The 17,451-nt window shown below is 68.0% G+C and carries 15 protein-coding genes; 6 read left to right on the top strand and 9 right to left on the bottom strand.

What is annotated here, in order from left to right; genetic code table 11:
- Positions 1 to 106: 106 nt before the first annotated feature.
- Entirely contained in the window at positions 107 to 1,213 is a 1,107-nt protein-coding gene (locus EYA77_RS04150; protein WP_167815958.1) for an alpha/beta fold hydrolase, read from the bottom strand.
- Positions 1,214 to 1,519: 306 nt separating this feature from the next.
- Entirely contained in the window at positions 1,520 to 3,364 is a 1,845-nt protein-coding gene (gene malZ / locus EYA77_RS04145) for a maltodextrin glucosidase (protein ID WP_167815957.1), read from the bottom strand.
- Positions 3,365 to 3,443: 79 nt separating this feature from the next.
- Between malZ and EYA77_RS04140 the strand changes: the two genes are divergently transcribed.
- On the top strand, positions 3,444 to 4,253 hold the full coding sequence (locus tag EYA77_RS04140; RefSeq protein WP_167815956.1) for an SRPBCC domain-containing protein: 810 nt from the start codon (positions 3,444 to 3,446) through the stop codon (positions 4,251 to 4,253).
- A gap of 228 nt (positions 4,254 to 4,481) precedes the next feature.
- A complete protein-coding gene (locus EYA77_RS04135) occupies positions 4,482 to 6,146 on the top strand; it encodes a carboxypeptidase regulatory-like domain-containing protein (RefSeq protein ID WP_167815955.1) in 1,665 nt (554 codons plus the stop codon).
- Here EYA77_RS04135 and EYA77_RS04130 read toward each other — a convergent pair.
- The 5 genes from EYA77_RS04130 to EYA77_RS04110 all read right to left on the bottom strand — a co-directional run bounded on the left by EYA77_RS04130 (position 6,109) and on the right by EYA77_RS04110 (position 12,444).
- A complete protein-coding gene (locus EYA77_RS04130; RefSeq protein ID WP_167815954.1) occupies positions 6,109 to 6,573 on the bottom strand; it encodes a hypothetical protein in 465 nt (154 codons plus the stop codon). The two genes, EYA77_RS04135 and EYA77_RS04130, sit on opposite strands and share 38 nt — an antisense overlap.
- Positions 6,574 to 6,796: 223 nt before the next feature.
- Complete coding sequence (locus EYA77_RS04125; protein WP_209315003.1) at positions 6,797 to 9,040, bottom strand: xanthine dehydrogenase molybdopterin binding subunit; 2,244 nt, start codon at positions 9,038 to 9,040, stop codon at positions 6,797 to 6,799.
- Positions 9,037 to 11,115 (bottom strand): NTP transferase domain-containing protein, encoded by a 2,079-nt coding sequence (locus tag EYA77_RS04120; protein WP_280841930.1) that lies wholly within the window; start codon positions 11,113 to 11,115, stop codon positions 9,037 to 9,039. Before EYA77_RS04120 ends, EYA77_RS04125 begins: the two co-directional genes overlap by 4 nt.
- A gap of 67 nt (positions 11,116 to 11,182) precedes the next feature.
- Positions 11,183 to 12,028, bottom strand: a complete 846-nt coding sequence (locus EYA77_RS04115) for a carbohydrate ABC transporter permease (protein ID WP_167815952.1) — start codon at positions 12,026 to 12,028, stop codon at positions 11,183 to 11,185.
- Positions 11,989 to 12,444 (bottom strand): Fur family transcriptional regulator, encoded by a 456-nt coding sequence (locus EYA77_RS04110; protein ID WP_167815951.1) that lies wholly within the window; start codon positions 12,442 to 12,444, stop codon positions 11,989 to 11,991. The genes EYA77_RS04115 and EYA77_RS04110 overlap by 40 nt, the downstream gene beginning before the upstream one ends.
- A 46-nt stretch (positions 12,445 to 12,490) precedes the next feature.
- Here EYA77_RS04110 and EYA77_RS04105 point away from each other — a divergent pair, with 46 nt between their 5' ends.
- Complete coding sequence (locus EYA77_RS04105; RefSeq protein ID WP_167815950.1) at positions 12,491 to 12,685, top strand: hypothetical protein; 195 nt, start codon at positions 12,491 to 12,493, stop codon at positions 12,683 to 12,685.
- Between the two features lie 110 nt (positions 12,686 to 12,795).
- Here the strand turns inward: EYA77_RS04105 and EYA77_RS04100 are convergent, their stop codons facing one another.
- On the bottom strand, positions 12,796 to 13,281 hold the full coding sequence (locus tag EYA77_RS04100; RefSeq protein WP_167815949.1) for a hypothetical protein: 486 nt from the start codon (positions 13,279 to 13,281) through the stop codon (positions 12,796 to 12,798).
- 803 nt (positions 13,282 to 14,084) lie between these two features.
- On the opposite strand from EYA77_RS04100, the gene EYA77_RS04095 reads away from it, so the two are divergent.
- On the top strand, positions 14,085 to 14,471 hold the full coding sequence (locus EYA77_RS04095; protein WP_167815948.1) for a hypothetical protein: 387 nt from the start codon (positions 14,085 to 14,087) through the stop codon (positions 14,469 to 14,471).
- 118 nt (positions 14,472 to 14,589) lie between these two features.
- Here the strand turns inward: EYA77_RS04095 and EYA77_RS04090 are convergent, their stop codons facing one another.
- Positions 14,590 to 15,819: an anion transporter gene (locus EYA77_RS04090; RefSeq protein WP_167815947.1), complete on the bottom strand. Its 1,230-nt coding sequence runs from the start codon at positions 15,817 to 15,819 to the stop codon at positions 14,590 to 14,592.
- A 1-nt stretch (position 15,820) separates the two neighbouring features.
- On the opposite strand from EYA77_RS04090, the gene EYA77_RS04085 reads away from it, so the two are divergent.
- Positions 15,821 to 16,534, top strand: a complete 714-nt coding sequence (locus EYA77_RS04085) for an HAD family hydrolase (protein WP_167815946.1) — start codon at positions 15,821 to 15,823, stop codon at positions 16,532 to 16,534.
- 271 nt (positions 16,535 to 16,805) lie between these two features.
- A complete protein-coding gene (locus tag EYA77_RS04080) occupies positions 16,806 to 17,420 on the top strand; it encodes a hypothetical protein (RefSeq protein WP_167815945.1) in 615 nt (204 codons plus the stop codon).
- The last annotated feature ends 31 nt before the right edge of the window (positions 17,421 to 17,451 follow it).

Raw genomic sequence — 17,451 nt, 5'->3', positions numbered from 1 at the left:
TGACGACCCTGCCCGGTCCCAGACCGCCCGCCGCCACCCCTCCGGCACCGACGCCTCCGCCTGCGCCGACTCCGCCCCCACCTCCGACTCCTCCTCCCCCGGTGGATTAGGACCGGGGTTCCAACCAGTCCTCCACGAGCCTCCAGGTGGTCTGGGGGGCAGAGGACCCCGCCACGATCCCCACGTGTCCTCCGGGAACGACCTGGAAGGTGCGATCCGGGCTGCCCACCAGGTCGACGATTTCGCGAGTGGAGGCCTCGGTGGCGATCGGGTCTCGCTTCCCCGCCAGGGCCAGGAGTGGGCAGCGGACCTCCTCGAGGTGAAGGGTCCGGCCTGCCAGTTCCACCCGCCCCTCCACCAGGGCATTCCCCACGACGAACGTGTCCAGGAACTCCTTCCAGGCGTCCCGTGGTCCCGGGACCAGGTCGTGCAGCCAGTGGTTGAGGGCCTGGCGCCCTTTGCGGTATTCGTGGTCCCAGACCGACAGGAACAGGTCGGAGTAGCGCGTCAGACCGCCCAGGGGATCGGCCACGTCCACCGCCAGGCTGGGCACGAACCCGGGGACATAGCCCAGGCGATCGAGCAGGGCGTGCAGTTGACGCTGGTAGCGGCGGGTGATGAAGCTGATCACCCCCATCTTCTCATAGTCCATCGGGCAGGCCAGCAGGACCAGGTTGGCGACCTGGGATTGCCGCGACGCGGCGCACAGCAGGGCGAAGAGCCCTCCGGTGCAGTAGCCCAGCAAGGTGACTGCCGGCTGGCCGCTGGCCCGGGTCACGGCCTCCAGGGCCCGCGGGAGGAAGGAGAAGACGTAGTCGCTGATCCGCAGGTGGGCATCCGCCTCGTCGGGCACTCCGAAATCCACCACGAAGACGTCGAAGCCCCGCTCAAGAAGGGACTCGGCCAGGCTGTGGCCGGGCCGCAAATCGAAGAGATAGGGTTTGATCATCAAGGCCGGGACGAGCAGGACGGGGGTCCGATGGCGCCTGGTGCTTCCCTGGAAGCGGGAGACCGTCACCAGGTCGAAGCATTCGACCTGCTCGCGGGGAGTGCGGTCCACCTCGGGTGGAGGCGACTCGGTGAAGAAGCGCATGCCGCGCTCCAACCCCTGCACCAGTCGGTTCAGGTGGCCCCTGAATCCGCCACCTACCGTGGCATCCGGCCGCCGATCCGGGCCCGTCTGCGTCGTCAGGCGCACCTCTGCGGTGCTCACGTAGTCTCCAACTACGCTCCGCTCCTCGATGCACGCCTTCCTTGCATCCAGACCCGCCTCGACGCCCTCGGTTCTCACGCCAGGCGGCGGATTCAGGTGGCCGCGAGCCGCCTCGGACGTAAATGGATTCAGGGGAACCTCCGCTCTCAGGGCCTCGGGTTGGGGGACTCTCTTCGAGGTCGGCTCCCTCTTCCCGCTCCTGCCACCAAGAAGACCGGCAGGTCTGCACCCGAATCCGCCACCTGCCGTGGCAGCCGGCCCCGCTCTCTCAAGTTCCTAGGGCCTTGGCCCAACTGCGATCGAGACTCAGGCCCGGTCTTCGATCCAGATTTCGGCCCCGGGCGCGGCCGGCATCCCCTCCAGGCGCCCCTCCCGGACCCTCTGAAGACCTCCTCCCAAGGCGGCCCGGAACAAGGTTCCATCAGGGATGCCACCGTGGCGGACGGGGAGGGCGCGGACCTGGCCAGAGGCCCCCGCGCGGCAGGCCACCACCACGACCCGTTGGCCCGGGCTCTCGCGCAGGAAGGCCAGGGTCCCCCCTTCGGCCAGAAGGACCTGGAGCGCCCCCCGGGTCAAGGCCTGGCTGCCGCGACGCAGCCGACACAGGCGTCGGAAGAACTCCAGGCTCTGAAGGTCCCAGCGGGACGGGTCCCAGGGCATCGGGATACGCCCCTCCGGCTCGCCTCCTCCCCCCAATCCCACCTCGTCCCCGTAGAACAGGCACGGGGCTCCGGGCCAGGTGAACAGGAGCGCCGCCGCCACCTGGACCACGCGCCGGTCCCCTCCGGCCAGGTCCAGGATCCGCGGGGTGTCGTGGCTGCCCAGCAGGTTCATGTGCTGGAGGCCGACGCTCTCGGGAACCGCCGATCGAAAGGCCATCCACTGCGCGGCCAGCGAGGCGGTGGGAAGAAGGCTGCGGTCTCCCCAGGGCTTCCCCTCGAAGCCCGCCAGGTCCGAGCCGACCAGCCACTGCCACAAGGGGACCATGAAACCCCGGTAGTTCATGACCCCGTCGAGCTCGTCCCCCTGCAGGTGAGCGGTGCCGTCGAAGAAGTGCTCGCCCAGGATCCAGGCGTGTGGATTCTCGGCCTTGACCGCGCGGCGAATGGCCCGCCCGACCTTGTGCCCCAACTGACTGGCCCCCTGCCGAGCCAGCATGTTGGCGACATCGAGCCGCCAGCCATCCAGACTGAAGGGCGCACGCAGCCAACGGCGCAGCACCGAATCCTGGCCCGAGACCATGGCCTCGACCAGGAGCGGATCTCGATAGTTCAGGCGCGGCAGGGAACGGTGCCCCAGCCAGCAGGCGTAGTCATGAGGATGCGAGTGGAAGGTGAAGAAGCCCGCCTCCGGCGAGTCGGGGTCGGCCTGGGCCTTCCTGAACCAGGGGTGTTCCACCCCGCAGTGGTTGGGCACCACGTCCAGGACCAGGCGCATCCCTCGGTCGTCAAGAGCCCGACGCAGGTCGATCAGGGCCTGGTCGCCCCCCAGGTGGGGGTCCACGTGCTCGTAATCGGCCACGTCGTACTTGTGGCTGCTGGGGGCCGTGAAGACGGGGTTGAGGTACAGAGCGTCGATCCCCAGGTCCTGCAGGTGATCCAGGTGGTCCACGATCCCGGGCAGGTCCCCCCCGTAGAACTCGCGCGCGCCGGCGCCAGGGGTGGGCGCGTCCTCCCAGCGACGGGCCATGACGGGCCTGCCCTCCAGCAGGTACTCGCCGTCGCGCACGTTGCTGGCGGGGTCGCCATCCGCGAAGCGATCCGGAAAGATCTGATAGAAGACCGCCTCCGGCACCCAGTCGGGTCCGGGATGAGCCGGCAGCAGCTTGAAGTCCGTGGCATCGGTGGGAGTGTGCCGAGTGAGTCCGGCCGCCGAGAGCCACCAGGCCCCCTGGTCGGTCTGGACCAGGAAGCGGTAGGCCAGGCGGGGCACGGTCAATTCCACCTCGACCTCCCACCACTGGCAGCACCCCTCCTGGCCCGCCCGACGCGCGGGGGTCATGACCTGCTCCCCCTCCGGGGCGGTCCTCAGGAAGATCCCCAGCAGGTCCAGATCGCGATCCGCGCGCAGGCGCAGGGCCACGGTCTGGCCGAGAGCGACCTGCCCCTGCAGGTAGGGAGGTGCGGAGGCGTGGAAGAGGGAGCCCAGCATGGCCGCCACCTTCTCGCCGCCTCCAGGGGCTCCTGGCACCTGCGATAGGGAACCGGCCCGCCTTCCCGAAGAGGTCCCCGTGCACGAACCTTCCATCCGCCGCGCCACCATCACCTCCGCCCCTCCCGAGCGGGCCTTCGACGCCTGGACCGAACCCGAGCACCTGTCGCGCTGGTTCTGCGACAAGGTGACCGGCTGGCCGGGCTCGGGCAGCAAGCTCCAGATGACCTGGGAGCGCTTCGGTTTCTCGGTGGAGTACTCGCTGCCCGAGGTCCAACCCCCCAGGAAGGTGGTCCTGAAGGCCGCCGTCCCGGGGATGGGCACCCAGACCCTGACCATCTCGATTCGCCCCTACGGGGTCGGCTCGCAGGTCGAGGTGGTCGAGACCGGCCCGGGCGCCGAAGGGCAGGAGGGCGCGGGCGATGCCGAGTCCGGCTGGGAGATGTCGCTCTCGATCCTCAAGCTGTACGTCGAGAACTACTGGGGCCGGGACCGGACCGGGTTCTTCGCCCTCCTGGCGGCGCCCTACCACAACGAGCAGTTGATGCACCACTACCAGCAGGCCGAGGGGCTGTCCCGCTGGCTGACCCGGGAAGGGTCGATCGGCAAGGTCGGCGACCCGGTCCGGCTGGTCCTGTGGGAAGGCGACGTGCTGACCGGCCAGGTCCTGGCCGTCACCTCGCACGAACTGGCGATCAGTTGGGACGAGATCGGGGGCTACCTGGAGCTGAAATCCTTCGAGGTCAACCCCGAGCGCAAGGCCATCTGCGTCCGCGGCTCGGGGTACGGGGGTCGACTGACCCGAGACCGGGCCGAGGAGCTGGAGAAGAAGATGGAAGCCTCGCTCATCCGCCTCTTCGCCGCCCTGACCGGCCAGCCGATTCCCTAGGAGTCTGTGTGAGTATCCGGACCGAGCATCGCCGAGGGATCTTGTGCACCCCGCAAGGCGCAGAAAGTCGTGGTTTGCTGGAGGCAAATGAGACTTTCCGCAACACAGCGGGAGTGCAAGAGACCCGGCGAGGCGACCGACGCGGTATTCACACAGACTCCTGGTAGCGCCCGGGACGAAGGCGCCTGCCCACCAGGGAATCGCCTCGAGGTGCCGGAACCTTCCTCCATGCTGCTTCGAACGCGCCTGGTCCTGATCGTCCTGGCCGCCTGGCTGGTGCTGACCGCTGCCGGTTCGGCCTCCCCCCGCGAGGCCCTGGACCCCACCCGGATCCCGGGCATGCCGGCCCAACCTCCCCCGCTGCTGACGAGATTGCCCCAGGCGCCGGACCCGGAGGCCTCCCGCTGGCCCGTGCAGCAGGTGCAGACCAGCGCCGGCTGGCAGTTGATCAACTTTCCGGTGGGCCGCTTGGAGGCTGTGCGTGGCCTGGACCGGATGCTGCTGCACCGGGGTCCGGGCGGGCTCGAGCCGATCGATCCGGTGAACCAGCCCCAGCAGGTGGACCCGGGCCAGGCCTACCTGGCCTACTGCGATCGCCCGGGCCTGGTGGAGTTCTCCGGCCCCCCTGCGGAAAACCTGGTCCGCACCACCCGGCTGTATGCCGGCTGGAACCTCGTGGCCTCCCCCTTCCAAGGCTCGGTCCAGCGCCAGAACATCACGCTGACCCGGCCGGGGGGCACCACCGCCCGTCCGGCCGAGGTGGCCAGCCCGGAGACCTCGCCCGGACGCGCCTGGATCTTCTCCACCCTGTACGCCTCCCGAGGCTCCCAGTGGGTGGCGGCCGACCTGCGCTCCCCAGGTGAGGTCTTCGGTCCCAGCCAGATCGGGGCGGTCTTCTGCTGGTCGGAGATGGACCTGAACTGGAACCAGTCGCCTCCTTCGGGCGGGTCTCCCACGCTCCAGAGAATCACCCCCCCCCGGGCCACCCCCGGACAGGTCGTGACCCTGACCGGCCAGGGCCTGGGTTCCCCCGGCCGCGGCGTCCTGACGCTCGCCGGGCTTCCGGTGCAGCCGGAGGACATCGTGGAGTGGAGTCCGACCCGGGTCAAGTTCCGGGTTCCCCCAGGAGCCTCTTCGGGTGCCCTTCGGGTCATGGTCGACCGCTACCCCGGGAACAACCTGGCCCTGGAGGTGGGCTCCCCCCCACCCCAGCCCGCCCCGCCGGCGCCGACCACCGGCTCCCTGGTGGGGCAGGTGGTCTCCTCCGACGGACGCCTGCTGGCCAACGCCCAGATCCACCTCGACGACGGCCAGGAGGCCCTCAGCGACCTGAACGGGGCCTTCCGGATCGACCATCTGCCGGCCGGCCCGATGAAGGCCTACATCACGCTTCCTGGATTCAAGAGCGCCAGCGGCCAGGTCCAGATCTCGGCCGGCGCCATCCGAACCCTGCAGGTCTCGCTCTCCCCCACCTCGGGACCGGAGGTGGGAGCCCGCTCGGTCGAAGAGTCCGGCAGCTTCACCGTCCTGGCCTACCCCTTCACCGTCGGCCAGGAGCAGGAGGACCGCTACTGGGTCTACCGGATCGAGGCCTGGGAATACGGCAACTACAACCGGCGCTGGGAGAAGACCTGGTGGACCGACGTCGGCGACGCCAGTTTCGAACTGAGCTGTCCTGGCGCCCCCCTGGGCCGCAGCTACGCCGTGGTGGTCACCTGGCACAACCGGGCCGGGGATGAACGGACCTGCCGCTGGACCCCTGAAGTCCACCGGGATGGGGAGAAGTTCCGCTACTACAATCCCCTGGGCAGCCAGGGCCTGGCGCCCGGTCCACGACTGGCGTTCAGGGATGGGCTCAGGGGCAGCGCACCACCACGTCCGCGCGCCAGGTGACCCCGTTGAGGTCCTGCTCCACCGTCAGCACATGGGGAGGCTGGGTCTGGCGGAGTCCTGGCCGTTGCGGCAGTTCCAGGGTCCCCGAGAAGGCGTCCCTCCCGGGCGGCTCGACGGTGTAGAGGAGCCGACGGTCCTGGCTTCCCGGAAGCACCGAGTAGAGGGTGACGCGCCCGTCCGGGCCCGTCCGAGCGTTCTTGGCGCTCTTGGCGCTCTTGGATCCAGAGGCTGGATTCTCCAGATGGATCCGCGCCTCGGAGACCGGTTCATCCTGGCGATCGTAGACCGCGAAGTAGAGGACCAGGGGAGTCCCGGCCGAGCTGGAGGGGTCGGGCTCCGGAGGCCCTCCCATCCGGGAGATCACCAGCAGGGCCAGGGCCACGATGCCCAGCTCCAACCACCACAGACGCCGCATTCGGTCCAGCATCAGGCGCTCCCGGAATCACCGGATACCCCGATTGTAGCATGCGGTTTGGCTGGCCTTCGTGATCCCGACCACGATTTTTAGATTGAATTCAAATCAAGCCCACCTGCACCAGACCAGTGCTCCATGAGCCGCTGACTCGCGCGATTTCTCCCGGCCCCGGATGATGGAAGAGTCGAGGGCAGTCATCCTCGAAAACAATTCAATTCCAGCCGATGTTGCCGGTTCAACCGTGCAGGTACATGAAGACCTTCTCGGGGGTCAGGGGGAGCGAGGGCAGCTCCTTGTCCCGGCGCACGCTGCGCAGGGCGTCCAGAATCGCCAACCAGGCCCCCAGCCCGTGGATCAGGGGGGGTTCCCCGACAGCCTTGGAGTTGCACACCGCGTTGGGGTTCTGCGAGTTCTCCAGCAGCGTCACGGCGAAGTGGGGCGCCAGGGACTTCAAGTCAGGGATCTTGTAGGCATTGGCCCCCGTCAGGACCCGACCGTCGGGTGCATATCGAAGCTGCTCGACGGTGGCCCAGCCGATCCCCTGCACGACCCCTCCTGCCACCTGGCCCCGATCGATGACCTCGGACAACGAGCGGCCCACGTCATGGACCACCTCGACCGACTCCAGTCGATAGGTGCCCCGCACGCAGTCCAGCCAGACCTCGGTCAGAGATGTCCCGCAACTGTAGTAGGCGAAGGGGCGCCCTCGCTCGGTCCTGGGATCGAGATGCAGGTTGGGGGTGGCGTAGAAGGCGTGGCTGGACAAATCCACCCGAGCCCACTGGGCCGCCGCCACCAGCTTCTCCCAGGACAACTCGGTGGGCTTGCCGGCCAGATGGACGACCCCCTCGCGAATCGTGATCTGCTCGGGATCGTCATGGCCCAGGTGCTGCCCGGCGAAGCGACGCAGCCGGGAGAGGAGCTCCTCACAGGCGTACTTCGTGGCCATCCCGTTGAGGTCGGCGCCCGTGCTGGCCGAAGTCGGCGAGGCGTTGGGAACCCTCGAGGTGTTGGTCGTGTGCACCCGCACCCGGTCCGAGGCGATCCCCAGGGTCCGGGCTGCCACCAACTGGATCTTGGTGTTGACCCCCTGGCCCATCTCCACGGCCCCGGTGCTGACCTCGACGCTGCCGTCCACGAAGATGTTGACCAGCGCCCCGGCCTGGTTGAGGGCCGTCTGGGCAAAAGAGATGCCGAAGCACACCGGGACCACGGCCAGCCCTCGTTTGGAGTCGGTGTGGGTGCGGTTGTACTCGGCAACGGCCGCGTGGCGGGCGGCCAGATCCACCCGGGCGTCCAGGGTCTCCCAGCAGCGCACGGAATTGGTGTTCTCCAGCACCATGCCGAAGGGCAGGACATCCCCGTCCCCCGCCAGGTTCGTGCGCTTGATCTGTGCGGCCGGCACGCCCATGACCTCCGCGGCGTGGGTCACGGCGGCCTCGATGGCAAAGGTGCCCTGGGGCACGCCGAAGCCCCGGAAGGCGTTGTTGGGCGGGATGTTGGTCCGGCAACTCACGGCGCGGACCCGGATGTTGGGGATCCGATAGGCACCCGAGGCGTGCAGGAACGAGCGACCCAGGACCGCCAGCGAGATGTCAGCGCAGGCCCCGGCATGCTGATACAGGTCGACCTCGTAGGCCAGGATCCGGCCCTCCTCGTCCAGGCCGATGCGATAGTCATACTCGTAGGGATGCCGTTTGCCGCTGGTGGCGATGTCGTGGTTCCGGGGCAGCACCAGCTTGACTGGGCGCTTGAGCAGGAAGGCCGCCAGGGCGGGCGCGACGACCCAGACAGCCGTCGACTCCTTGCCTCCGAAGCCTCCTCCCAGCCGGCGGATGTCCAGCTCGACCTTGTGCATGGGAAGCCCCAGCACCTCGGCCAGGTGGCGATGGTAGGCCCCCGGGGACTGGGTGGAGGCGTGGACCTTGAGGGTGTCGTGCTCGGTGGGCACGGCCAGGGCCCGCTGGGTCTCGAAGTAGAAGTGTTCCTGGGGTCCGCTGGACAGGCTCCCCTGCACGACGTGATGACACTTCTCGAAGGCGGCGTCGGGGTCCCCGCTGACCAGGATCCGCTTCTGGCCGTGGATCATCCCCTGGGCCAGGGCCTCCCGCGGGTCGAAGACGGCGGGGAGCTCCTCGATGTCGGCCCGCCCCCGGGCCGCCGCCTGCCAGGCCTGCAGGTGGCTCTCGGCCACGACCAGGGCCAGGGGTTGCCCGATGTACTCCACCCGGTCGACCGCCAGCAAGGGCTGGTCCTTCAAGACGTGCCCCACCTCGTTCAGGCCAGGAACGTCCCGGTGGGTGTACACGGCCACCACCCCGGGAGCGGCCAGCACCTCACCCAGGTCCAGCGAGCGGATCCGCCCGCGGGCCACGCGGGAGGTGACCAGGGCCGCGTGCAGGCAACCCGCCGGAGCGGCCAGGTCGTCGACGAACTGGGAGGTCCCCCGCACGTGCATCTGCATGTCCACGTTCTTCACGACAGCACCTCCGCGGAGAAATGGGCCCGCACCAGTTGCCCCAGCAGCAACCTCTTGTAGGTGGCCGATCCGCGGATGTCGCTGATCGGCGAGACCGCCTCGACCACGTGCCGGGCCAGGAGGCCCACCGTCTCGCCCTCAGGTTTCAGCCCACGGAACTTCTCCAGACCGGTGACGAAGAGGGGGACCGGGGCCACCCCCCCCGCCGAGAGGCGCAGGTCCTGGATGGTGCCATCGGGGGCCAGGACCAGCCGCAGGGCCGTGCTGACCGCGGCGATGTCGAGAATCTCGCGGTTGGACACCTTCTCGAAGTTGAAGCGGGTCCCCGGCGCAGGTTCAGGGATGCGGATCTCGGTGATCAGCTCTCCGGGGGTCAGGTCGAACTCCTTGTAGCCACGGTAGAACTCCGAGAGGGGCACCCGTCGGGTCTGTCCTGCGGCGGTGCCGATCTCCAGGGTGGCGTCCAGGGCCAGCAGCATGATGGTCACGTCGCCCACCGGCGAGGCGTTCACGATGTTTCCGGTCAGCGTCGCCCGATTGCGCAGGATCGTCGAGGAGTGCAGCAGCAGATCGTCGCGCAGGGTCGGGAAGACGCGGTTCACGACCTCCGAGAGCCGGAAGGACTCCAAGGTCACCGCGCCCCCCACCCGCAGGACGCCGTCCTCCAGCCGGATGAAGTCCAGATCCCGGCGCCGGGACAGGAACTCGAGGGGTGCTTCCCGCAGTTCTTCGGGCTTCTGGACGAAGAGATCGGTGCCGCCGGCCACCAGAACCGGGTTGACGGCCTCCGATGTGCTGGGTGGCTCCGGGGTCTGGAGCTGGCTCACCAGGCCTGGCGCCTCCAGGAACCCTCGCGGCAGGACCCCCAACTCCACCAGGGTGGCGACCCGGACCTCCGGGTCGAGCTGCACCCCCTCCAGGCGCTCGCACAGCGCCCGGGCGGCGTCGCGAATGGCCACGTAGCCCGTGCAGCGGCACAGGTTGCCGTCCAGGGCGTCCAGCGCCTCCGGGAAGGAGAAGGTCGTCGAGGCCAGGCAGAATCCCGTCAGGGACATCACGATCCCAGGCGTGCAGAACCCGCACTGCGACGCGCTGTGCTCGAGAATCATCTCCTGGACCAGGGTCAGGGGGCCCTCCGAGAGGCCCTCCACGGTGACGACGTGGCAGCCCTGGACGTCACCCAGCGGCAGCAGGCACGAGGCCACGGCCCGATAGACCAGGCCCTGGGGCCCCGGAGAACCGAGCAGCACGGTGCAGGCCCCGCACTCGCCCTCGCGGCAGGCCTCCTTGGTGCCCGTCAGCCCGGAGGACAGGCGGATGAAGTCCAGCAGGATCGTGCCGGGAGGCTGGTCGGTCTGCACGACGCGGGAGTTGAGGACGAAACGGGTCATGGGCTTGGGACGACTCCTTGAAGTGCCGAAGGTGGCCGGGTCCCTGGCTTCTGTGTCGCCGCCGCCCACCCTGCCCGCGGCTTGCGGGTCGCGGTCACGAAATCTCGAGCCATGGCCCAAAACCCCATCCTCTCGCAGCAGTTGCCGATACTCCTGGGGAGTGTCGACGTTGCGCAGGACTCCGGGGTCCTCGACGGGGACCTCCACCCGGAGGTTTCGATGGCGGGCCACCACCCAACGGGCCCCCTCCCCTGGGGGAACCGACATCAGGTCCTCATAGCAGGCCTGGGAGAAGACCACGGGATGCCCCCGTCTTCCCCGATGGGAAGGAACCCACAGGTGCCCCCCCCCAGCCTCGGCGGCGCGAACCAAGGCTTGCAGGGTCTCCAGGGTGACAGCCGGATGGTCCACCGGGACCGCCAGGAGCCAGGGAAAGCCTCGGGCCCCCGCCTTCAGCCCCGCCTGGATCGAGCCGATGGGCCCCGTCTCGGGGTCGGGATTCACCAGCACCGGCAGCCCGGCCAGCACCTCCTCGGGAAGGAGCAGGTCCGGACCGCGCACCACCGCCATGAAGGGCAGACCCAGGGCTCGCAGGCGGTCGAGGATCACGCTGAGGAAGGTGCCCCCCTGGAAGGGAAGCAGGGCCTTGGGGCGGCCCATCCTGGCCGAGCGCCCCGCACACAGGACCAGGGCTGCCCCCTTCGGCGCAGGCTTGGTGGTGCGGGTCTCCAGCGTCTGCGGGCCGGCCAGGCTACTTGACCGCCCCGGCGGTGATGCCTCGGATGAACTGCTTCTGGACCAGGAGGAAGAGGATCAGGATCGGCAGCATGCCCGCCACCGAGCCGGCCGCCACCAGCCGGAAGTCCGAGTCGAAGGTCTCGGCCATGTAGGCCATGCCGACGCTCAGAGGGTAGAGTTCGGCGGACTTCAGGACCACCAGGGGCCACAGGAAGGAATTCCAATGGGAGACAAAGGCAAACAGGGCCAGCGTCCCCAGGGCAGCCCGGCTCAGAGGCAGCATGACGTGCCAGAAGATGCCCAGCTCGCCGCAGCCGTCGATCCGGGCGGCGTCCTCCAGCTCGCGGGGCACCACCAGGAAGGCCTGGCGCATCAGGAAGATGCCGAAGACGCTGGTGGCTGCGGGCAGAACCACGGCGGAGAGGGTGTTGAAGAGTCCCAGCCAGCGGATGGTGACGAAGTTGACGATCATGTTGGCCTGGGTGGGCAGCATCAAGGTGGACAGAAGCAGGGCGAAGACCAGGGTCTTGCCCTTGAACTCCATGCGGGCCAGGGGATAGGCCGCCAGCGCCGCCAGGCTGACCTCCAGGACGACCCCCCAGACGCAGATCAGCGCGGTGTTCCAGAAGAAGCGGAGCAAGGGGAGCTGCTCGCTCACGCCCAGCAGGCGGACGTAGTATTCCAGGGTCGGTTCCCGGGGGATCAGGTCCAGCAGGCCCCGCGACGTGAAGACGTCCCCCGACTTCAAGGAGGTCGACAGCAACCACAGGAAGGGGACCGTGGCGAAGAGGGCCAGGCCTGCCAGCAGCAGGTAGAGGCCTAGTGTCCGCAGGTTCCGGAGCAGCCGGGGTCCAGACATGGGCTCGGGCCCTTCGCAGCCGGAGAGGTCGCCTCCTGTCCGGTCTGGCGACCACACCCGGCACAGCGCCCATACAGCACGATCATGTGGCTCTCCACCTGGAACTCGGGAGGAGCCAGGGGGCACAGGTTGCCGGGACACCCCCAGACCTCGAAGACCTTCCCGCACTCGCGGCAGTGGAAGTGGTGGTGGTGGTGCTTGCCCGCCACCTCGTAGCGCAGGCCCTGACCAGGCAGTTCCACGGCCTGCAGGAGACCGTCTTCCAGCAGGGCCTTGACGTTGCGGTACACCGTGGCCAGCCCCAGGCCGGGCAGGCGATCCTGGGCGGCGTCCAGGATCTCCTGGGGCGAAAGCGGGCGTTCCGCCTCCCGGAGGACCTGGCGAAGAATCTTGCGCTGGCGGGTCTCGCGACGCATGGCGTCAGGGTACACCAGGGCGACGGGGGGTGCAAGGCGGAGGGGGTTGCCGGGGTTCCCTGAATCCGCCGCCTACCGTGGCATTCGGCCGCCGATCCGGGCCCGTCTGCGTCGTCAGGCGCACCTCTGCGGTGCTCACGTAGTTTCCAACTACGCTCCGCTCCTCAGAACGCACGCCGTCCTTGCATCCAGACCCGCCTCGACGCCCTCGGTTCTCACGACTGGCGGCGGATTCAGGTGACCTGTCTGGGCTTGACCCGCGCGGGCAGGGATCCTTCCTATCCAGGTACACAGGTGGGCTCGAGGCCGCAAAATCGACTGACACACGCACGATCGCGTCCGAGGTTCCTGTCAGACGGCCACGTTCCTCACGGTTGTCCCGGGCCGGACGACGAAATCGACCTCCCGGCCCAGAATCCGCAGAAGTGCGAGCATCTGCCCGATGGACTTGGCTGTGTTGGTGGGGTCGAGAAGCCTGTACAACTGGCTGGCGGACGTCCCCAGGCGCCGGGTCAGCTCTCGCTTGCTCAGATCGCTCTCATCCAGAGCATGGATGGCCTCCACGGTGAGGCGGTGCAGGAGCAGGTCATTGAGGTAGCCCGGGTGTCGATTGAACTCCAGGACGACGTCGAGGTGGACGGTCTCCTCCTTCCCCGAGCGGAGGCGATAGGTGAAGGCCTCGCAGGCGGTCTCCTCATCAGGCCAGGCGCTCACGATGGGATCGTCAGCGCTCGGTTTCAACTCGAGCCGCGCATAGGGAAGGTCGAACTGCCCTTCCTCGGTCTGGACTTCAAGAGCTCTCTTGCGGTTGTTGGCTCGCACCTCGACGATGGTCACAGCAACCCCTCCGCTTCCAGTTCCTCGATCAAACGCAGCACACGGCCCGTGGCAGCCCCCTTCATGGGCACACGGTCATCCCCTGAATCCGCCACCTACCGTGGCATTCGGTCGCCGATCCGGGCCCGTCTGCGTCGTCAGGCGCACCTCTGCGGTGCTCACGTAGTCTCCAACTACGCTCCGCTCCTCGATGCACGCCTTCCTTGCATCCAGACCCGCCTCGACGCCCTCGGTCCTCACGCCAGGCGGCGGATTCAGGCATCCAGGTTCCACTTGACCACCAAGGTTCCGTCTCGGTAGACATGCACGTGCCGGGGTGGGTGATCACCCTTCCAGGCGATGAATACGAACCCCCCACGACGAATCTTCCCCACGATCTGATGTTACCACGGGAGGTATCACCTCTCAATCCTCGCGAGGCCACTTGGACGTTGATCCTGAGCGCTTGCGAACATACGTTCGATTGAGATCGTCTGTTTTCAAGCGGCGTGGGTCTCGGAGGCAGAGGTGGCAGGCCCGCGCAGCCCCGTCCACCAGGGCGAGAGCCCGGCGTCAGCGAAGACTCCATGCGGTCTGCCGGGCGCGACCATCCCCAGTATCATCTCGATGGCTGCGAGGAGTGGGGGCAGAAGCACGCTGAGGATGCTCGGTCATGACTCTTGGGGGTTGCGGCCCGCCTGCGGGAATGATCTGGCTGCCGTCGAGTCCAGCCACATATCGATCTGCGCCAGGTACTGCTTGTAAAGGGGGATCTCATGCCGCCTCTCCTCTATCTGTTCGCGGGTGCGGCAGCAGTGTGTTTGATGACGTATTCTTATCCACGGCACAGAAGACGGTCCAAGATGAAAGAACGCAAAGAGCTGTCGCCGAGCGAAATGTACTCCGTGTTCTTCAGTGATGATGTCGATGAACAGGATGCACTGCTGGCTCTGGAAATGCTGGGCAACTGCCTGGATTTTCCTGTAGGCCTTCTACGGCCCGACGACAGGCTGGACTCGCTCAATGTAGGCGCCATGGATCGTGATATTGACTACCTGTACGATCTGACCGCGACCCTCCTTGCTGACATCCCGCTGGATCACATCACTGAACGACTGGCTCAGCTTCAGACGGTTGAGGATTATGTCATCGAGTTCGCCAGACTCCGGACAGGTGTCGAAGGGAAGGCGAGTCCAGTCGCGGCGCCATGAGAACCGCATCCCGACGGAGGTTCGAGATGCCGGGAAGGAAGTCCATGATGCCCTGACTCCGTGACCTCGTCGTCAAGTGCCGCCCGAGCGCTTCCTGGACACCCTCGACCCCAGACCCTCAGGAAGGCCCCCAGACCAACCAGAGCCAGGCGACCAGCAGGGTGAGCAGCGTGACGGGGACTCCTGCCTTGAGATAGGCTCCGAAGCTCAGCCGCACCTGTCGGCGCGCCGCCTGCTCGGCCACGATCAGGTTCGCCATCGAGCCCAGCAGGGTGAAGTTTCCCGCCAGCGTGCTGGCCGCCGCCACCGCCAGCCAGGCCTTCTGCGGATCCGCGGTCGCGGGGATCATCGGGCGCAGCAGGAGCACCGCGGGGACGTTGCTGACCAGGTTGCTCAGCAGCGCCGTCAGGACCATCAATCCGCCCAGACCCCGCCCGGCAAGCCCGTGGAGGGCCTCGCCCAGGGTCCGGGTCCAGCCGCCGTGTTCCAGGGCCCCGGTGACCATGAAGAGCCCGGCGAACAGGATCAGCAGTTGCCAATCAAAATCCGCGAAGATGCGCTCGGGCTTCAGCCGTCGGGTGACCAGCAGGCCGGCGCTGGCAAGCAGGGCCGACTGCGCCACGGGCACCCCGGCCAGGAACATGGTTAGGAGGGCGACCGTGGCCAGGAGGCTCTTCACCAGCAGAGGGCGATAAAATCGCACCCTCAGGTCGGGTGGTGGAGGCAATGGCCCGGGTCGGAACTCTTCGCGGTAGACCAGGATCAGGACCACCCAGGCCAGGAGGAGGCCGAGCAGGGCCACGGGTGTCAGGGCCAGGGCGAAGGGGACGTATCCCAGACCACCGCTCATGGCCACGAGCATGTTCTGGGGGTTCCCGGTCACGGTGGCCACCGATCCGATGTTCGCCGACAGGGCCAGGCCCACCAGATAGGGGATCGGATCCCGGCCAAGTCTCCGGGCCACGTCCACCACCAGGGGTGTCAGCATCAGGCAGATGGTGTCGTTCAGGAAGAGCGCCGAGAGCAACCCTGAGGTCCCCAGCAGCACGGCCAGCAGCATCCTCGTGCTGTGCGCCACCCTCATGGTCGCCGCGGCCACCCAGCCGAAGAAGCCCGAGAGCCGGAGGTTGGCGTTCAGGACCATCATGCTGAAGAGGAGGGTCAGGGTGTGCAGGTCGAGGGAGCCGAAGGCCTCCTGCAGCGACAGTCCGCCGATGCCGATCAGGGCCGCGGCTCCGACCAGGGCGATGGAGGCCCGATTCGTGCGCAGCCCGGGCCAGCGCCCCAGGGCGACGCCGAGGAAGGTCAGGGCAGAAATGGCCAGGATGGCGTAGGAGTCGGCGCGCACGATGGCAGGGGAGTGCGGCGTCCCGGCCGGGGTTCCTGCCGGGCAGGGACGCACCCCTCAGGCCGAGAACGGCGCCGCCATGAACGCGATTCTTCTGGACTGGGACGGGGTCCTGGTGGACTCCATCGAGCTGTACCTGGACCTGTACCGCCAGGCATCTCGGCGCTGGGGCAAGACCCTGCCGATCGCCACGGCCGGCGAGTTCCGTGAGTGGTACAACCCCCAATGGGAGCAGAACTACTACCAGATGGGCTTCACGTCCGAGGAACTCCGGGAGGTCATGGCCTTCAGCCAGGGCCACCTGGACTACTCCCGGGCCCGGTTCTATCCGGGAATCCCGAAGATGCTTCGCAGCCTGACCCGCGACTTCCAGGTGGCCATCGTCTCGACCACGCCCTCAGCCTTGATCCGGAACCGCCTGGAGGCTGGAGGCCTGGGCGGAATCCTGGCAGGGATCACCGGGGGCGACGACTCCAAGAGCGAGAAGGTCGAGAAGATCCGCCGCACCCTGGCGGAGTTGGGCGCCTCGGGCGGCGTGATGGTGGGCGACACGCCCCTGGACGTGACCTCCGGTGAGGCCAATGGCCTCTCCACGGTCGGCGTCACCTACGGATGGTGTGCCCCCCAGCGGGTGCAGAAGGCAACCCCCGACCGCCTGGTGCACTCCTCCCATGACCTCGAGGACGCGATCCGGGCCCTGATGTCCCCCCGGTAACACAGGGTTCATACCAGCTCCGCCGCACCGCGCTAGAATGAAATCAAGAAGTCGAGGTTGTGCCCAGGAACGCAGGACCGCCGGACACCGGTGCAGCGGATTGCAGGCGGATCCCAGGAGATAGTGGCCTCCGCGCTCCCCAAGGGCCATCCTGCCACACGGCTCCCGGTTCGACCGGGAGCCCTTTCCTGTACTGAGACCCTTGCGCCGAGGAACCGCCCGGACCTGGCGCGAAAGAGCGGCTCAGGACCACGTCTGAGGGAGGCACCCGATGGAGACCCTGCCAGAGCGGACTGAACGGCGATTCCGCACCGGGGGCCTGCTCCTGGTGTTGATCGGTGCCCTGGCCGCAGCCTACGCCTTCAGCCTGCACCTGGGAACCGGGGAGCCGCCCACCTATGGCCTGGCCAGCGCCTGGATCGTGGACAACCTGGCCCGCACGGCCGACCGCGTGGGCGGTCTTCTGGGGACGGGGTGGGAAGCGCGGGGCTTCCAGGTCAACCTGGGCGTGGCGGCAGCCTTCTCGCTGGCCGGCCTGGTCGTCTGGGCCGGCTCGCGCCTGCACCGCTTCTTCAGCTTCCTGGGCTTCGTGCCCAGGCTTCTGGCCCGCCTGGTGTATCTGGTCGCCTTCGCAGCCTACGCCCTGGATACCCTCATGGCCGTAGGCCTGGAGTTGGGCATGCGCCGGCTCTTCCAGCTTCCCAGCTTCGCCCTTCCCTGTCTGGCGATGCATGCCGTGGCCCTGCTGGTGCTGATCCTGGGCCTCTCCAACGGGATGTACGTCCTGGTCGAAATCGGCCGGTTCCTGACCAACCCGGGAAAGGCGCTGCGCGCCGCCCGCACGGACCGCCAACCCACGCCCCAGACGGAGAACCCCTCGGAGTGAATCCCACCACCCACCCCGGACAGGATGGACC

The sequence above is a fragment of the Methanocorpusculum sp. GPch4 genome (assembly GCF_012062385.1).
In the GTDB taxonomy this organism is placed as follows: domain Archaea; phylum Halobacteriota; class Methanomicrobia; order Methanomicrobiales; family Methanocorpusculaceae; genus Methanocorpusculum; species Methanocorpusculum parvum.
Note: the sequence above shows the minus strand (reverse complement) of the source record. Positions and strands in the feature narration are given on the sequence as shown.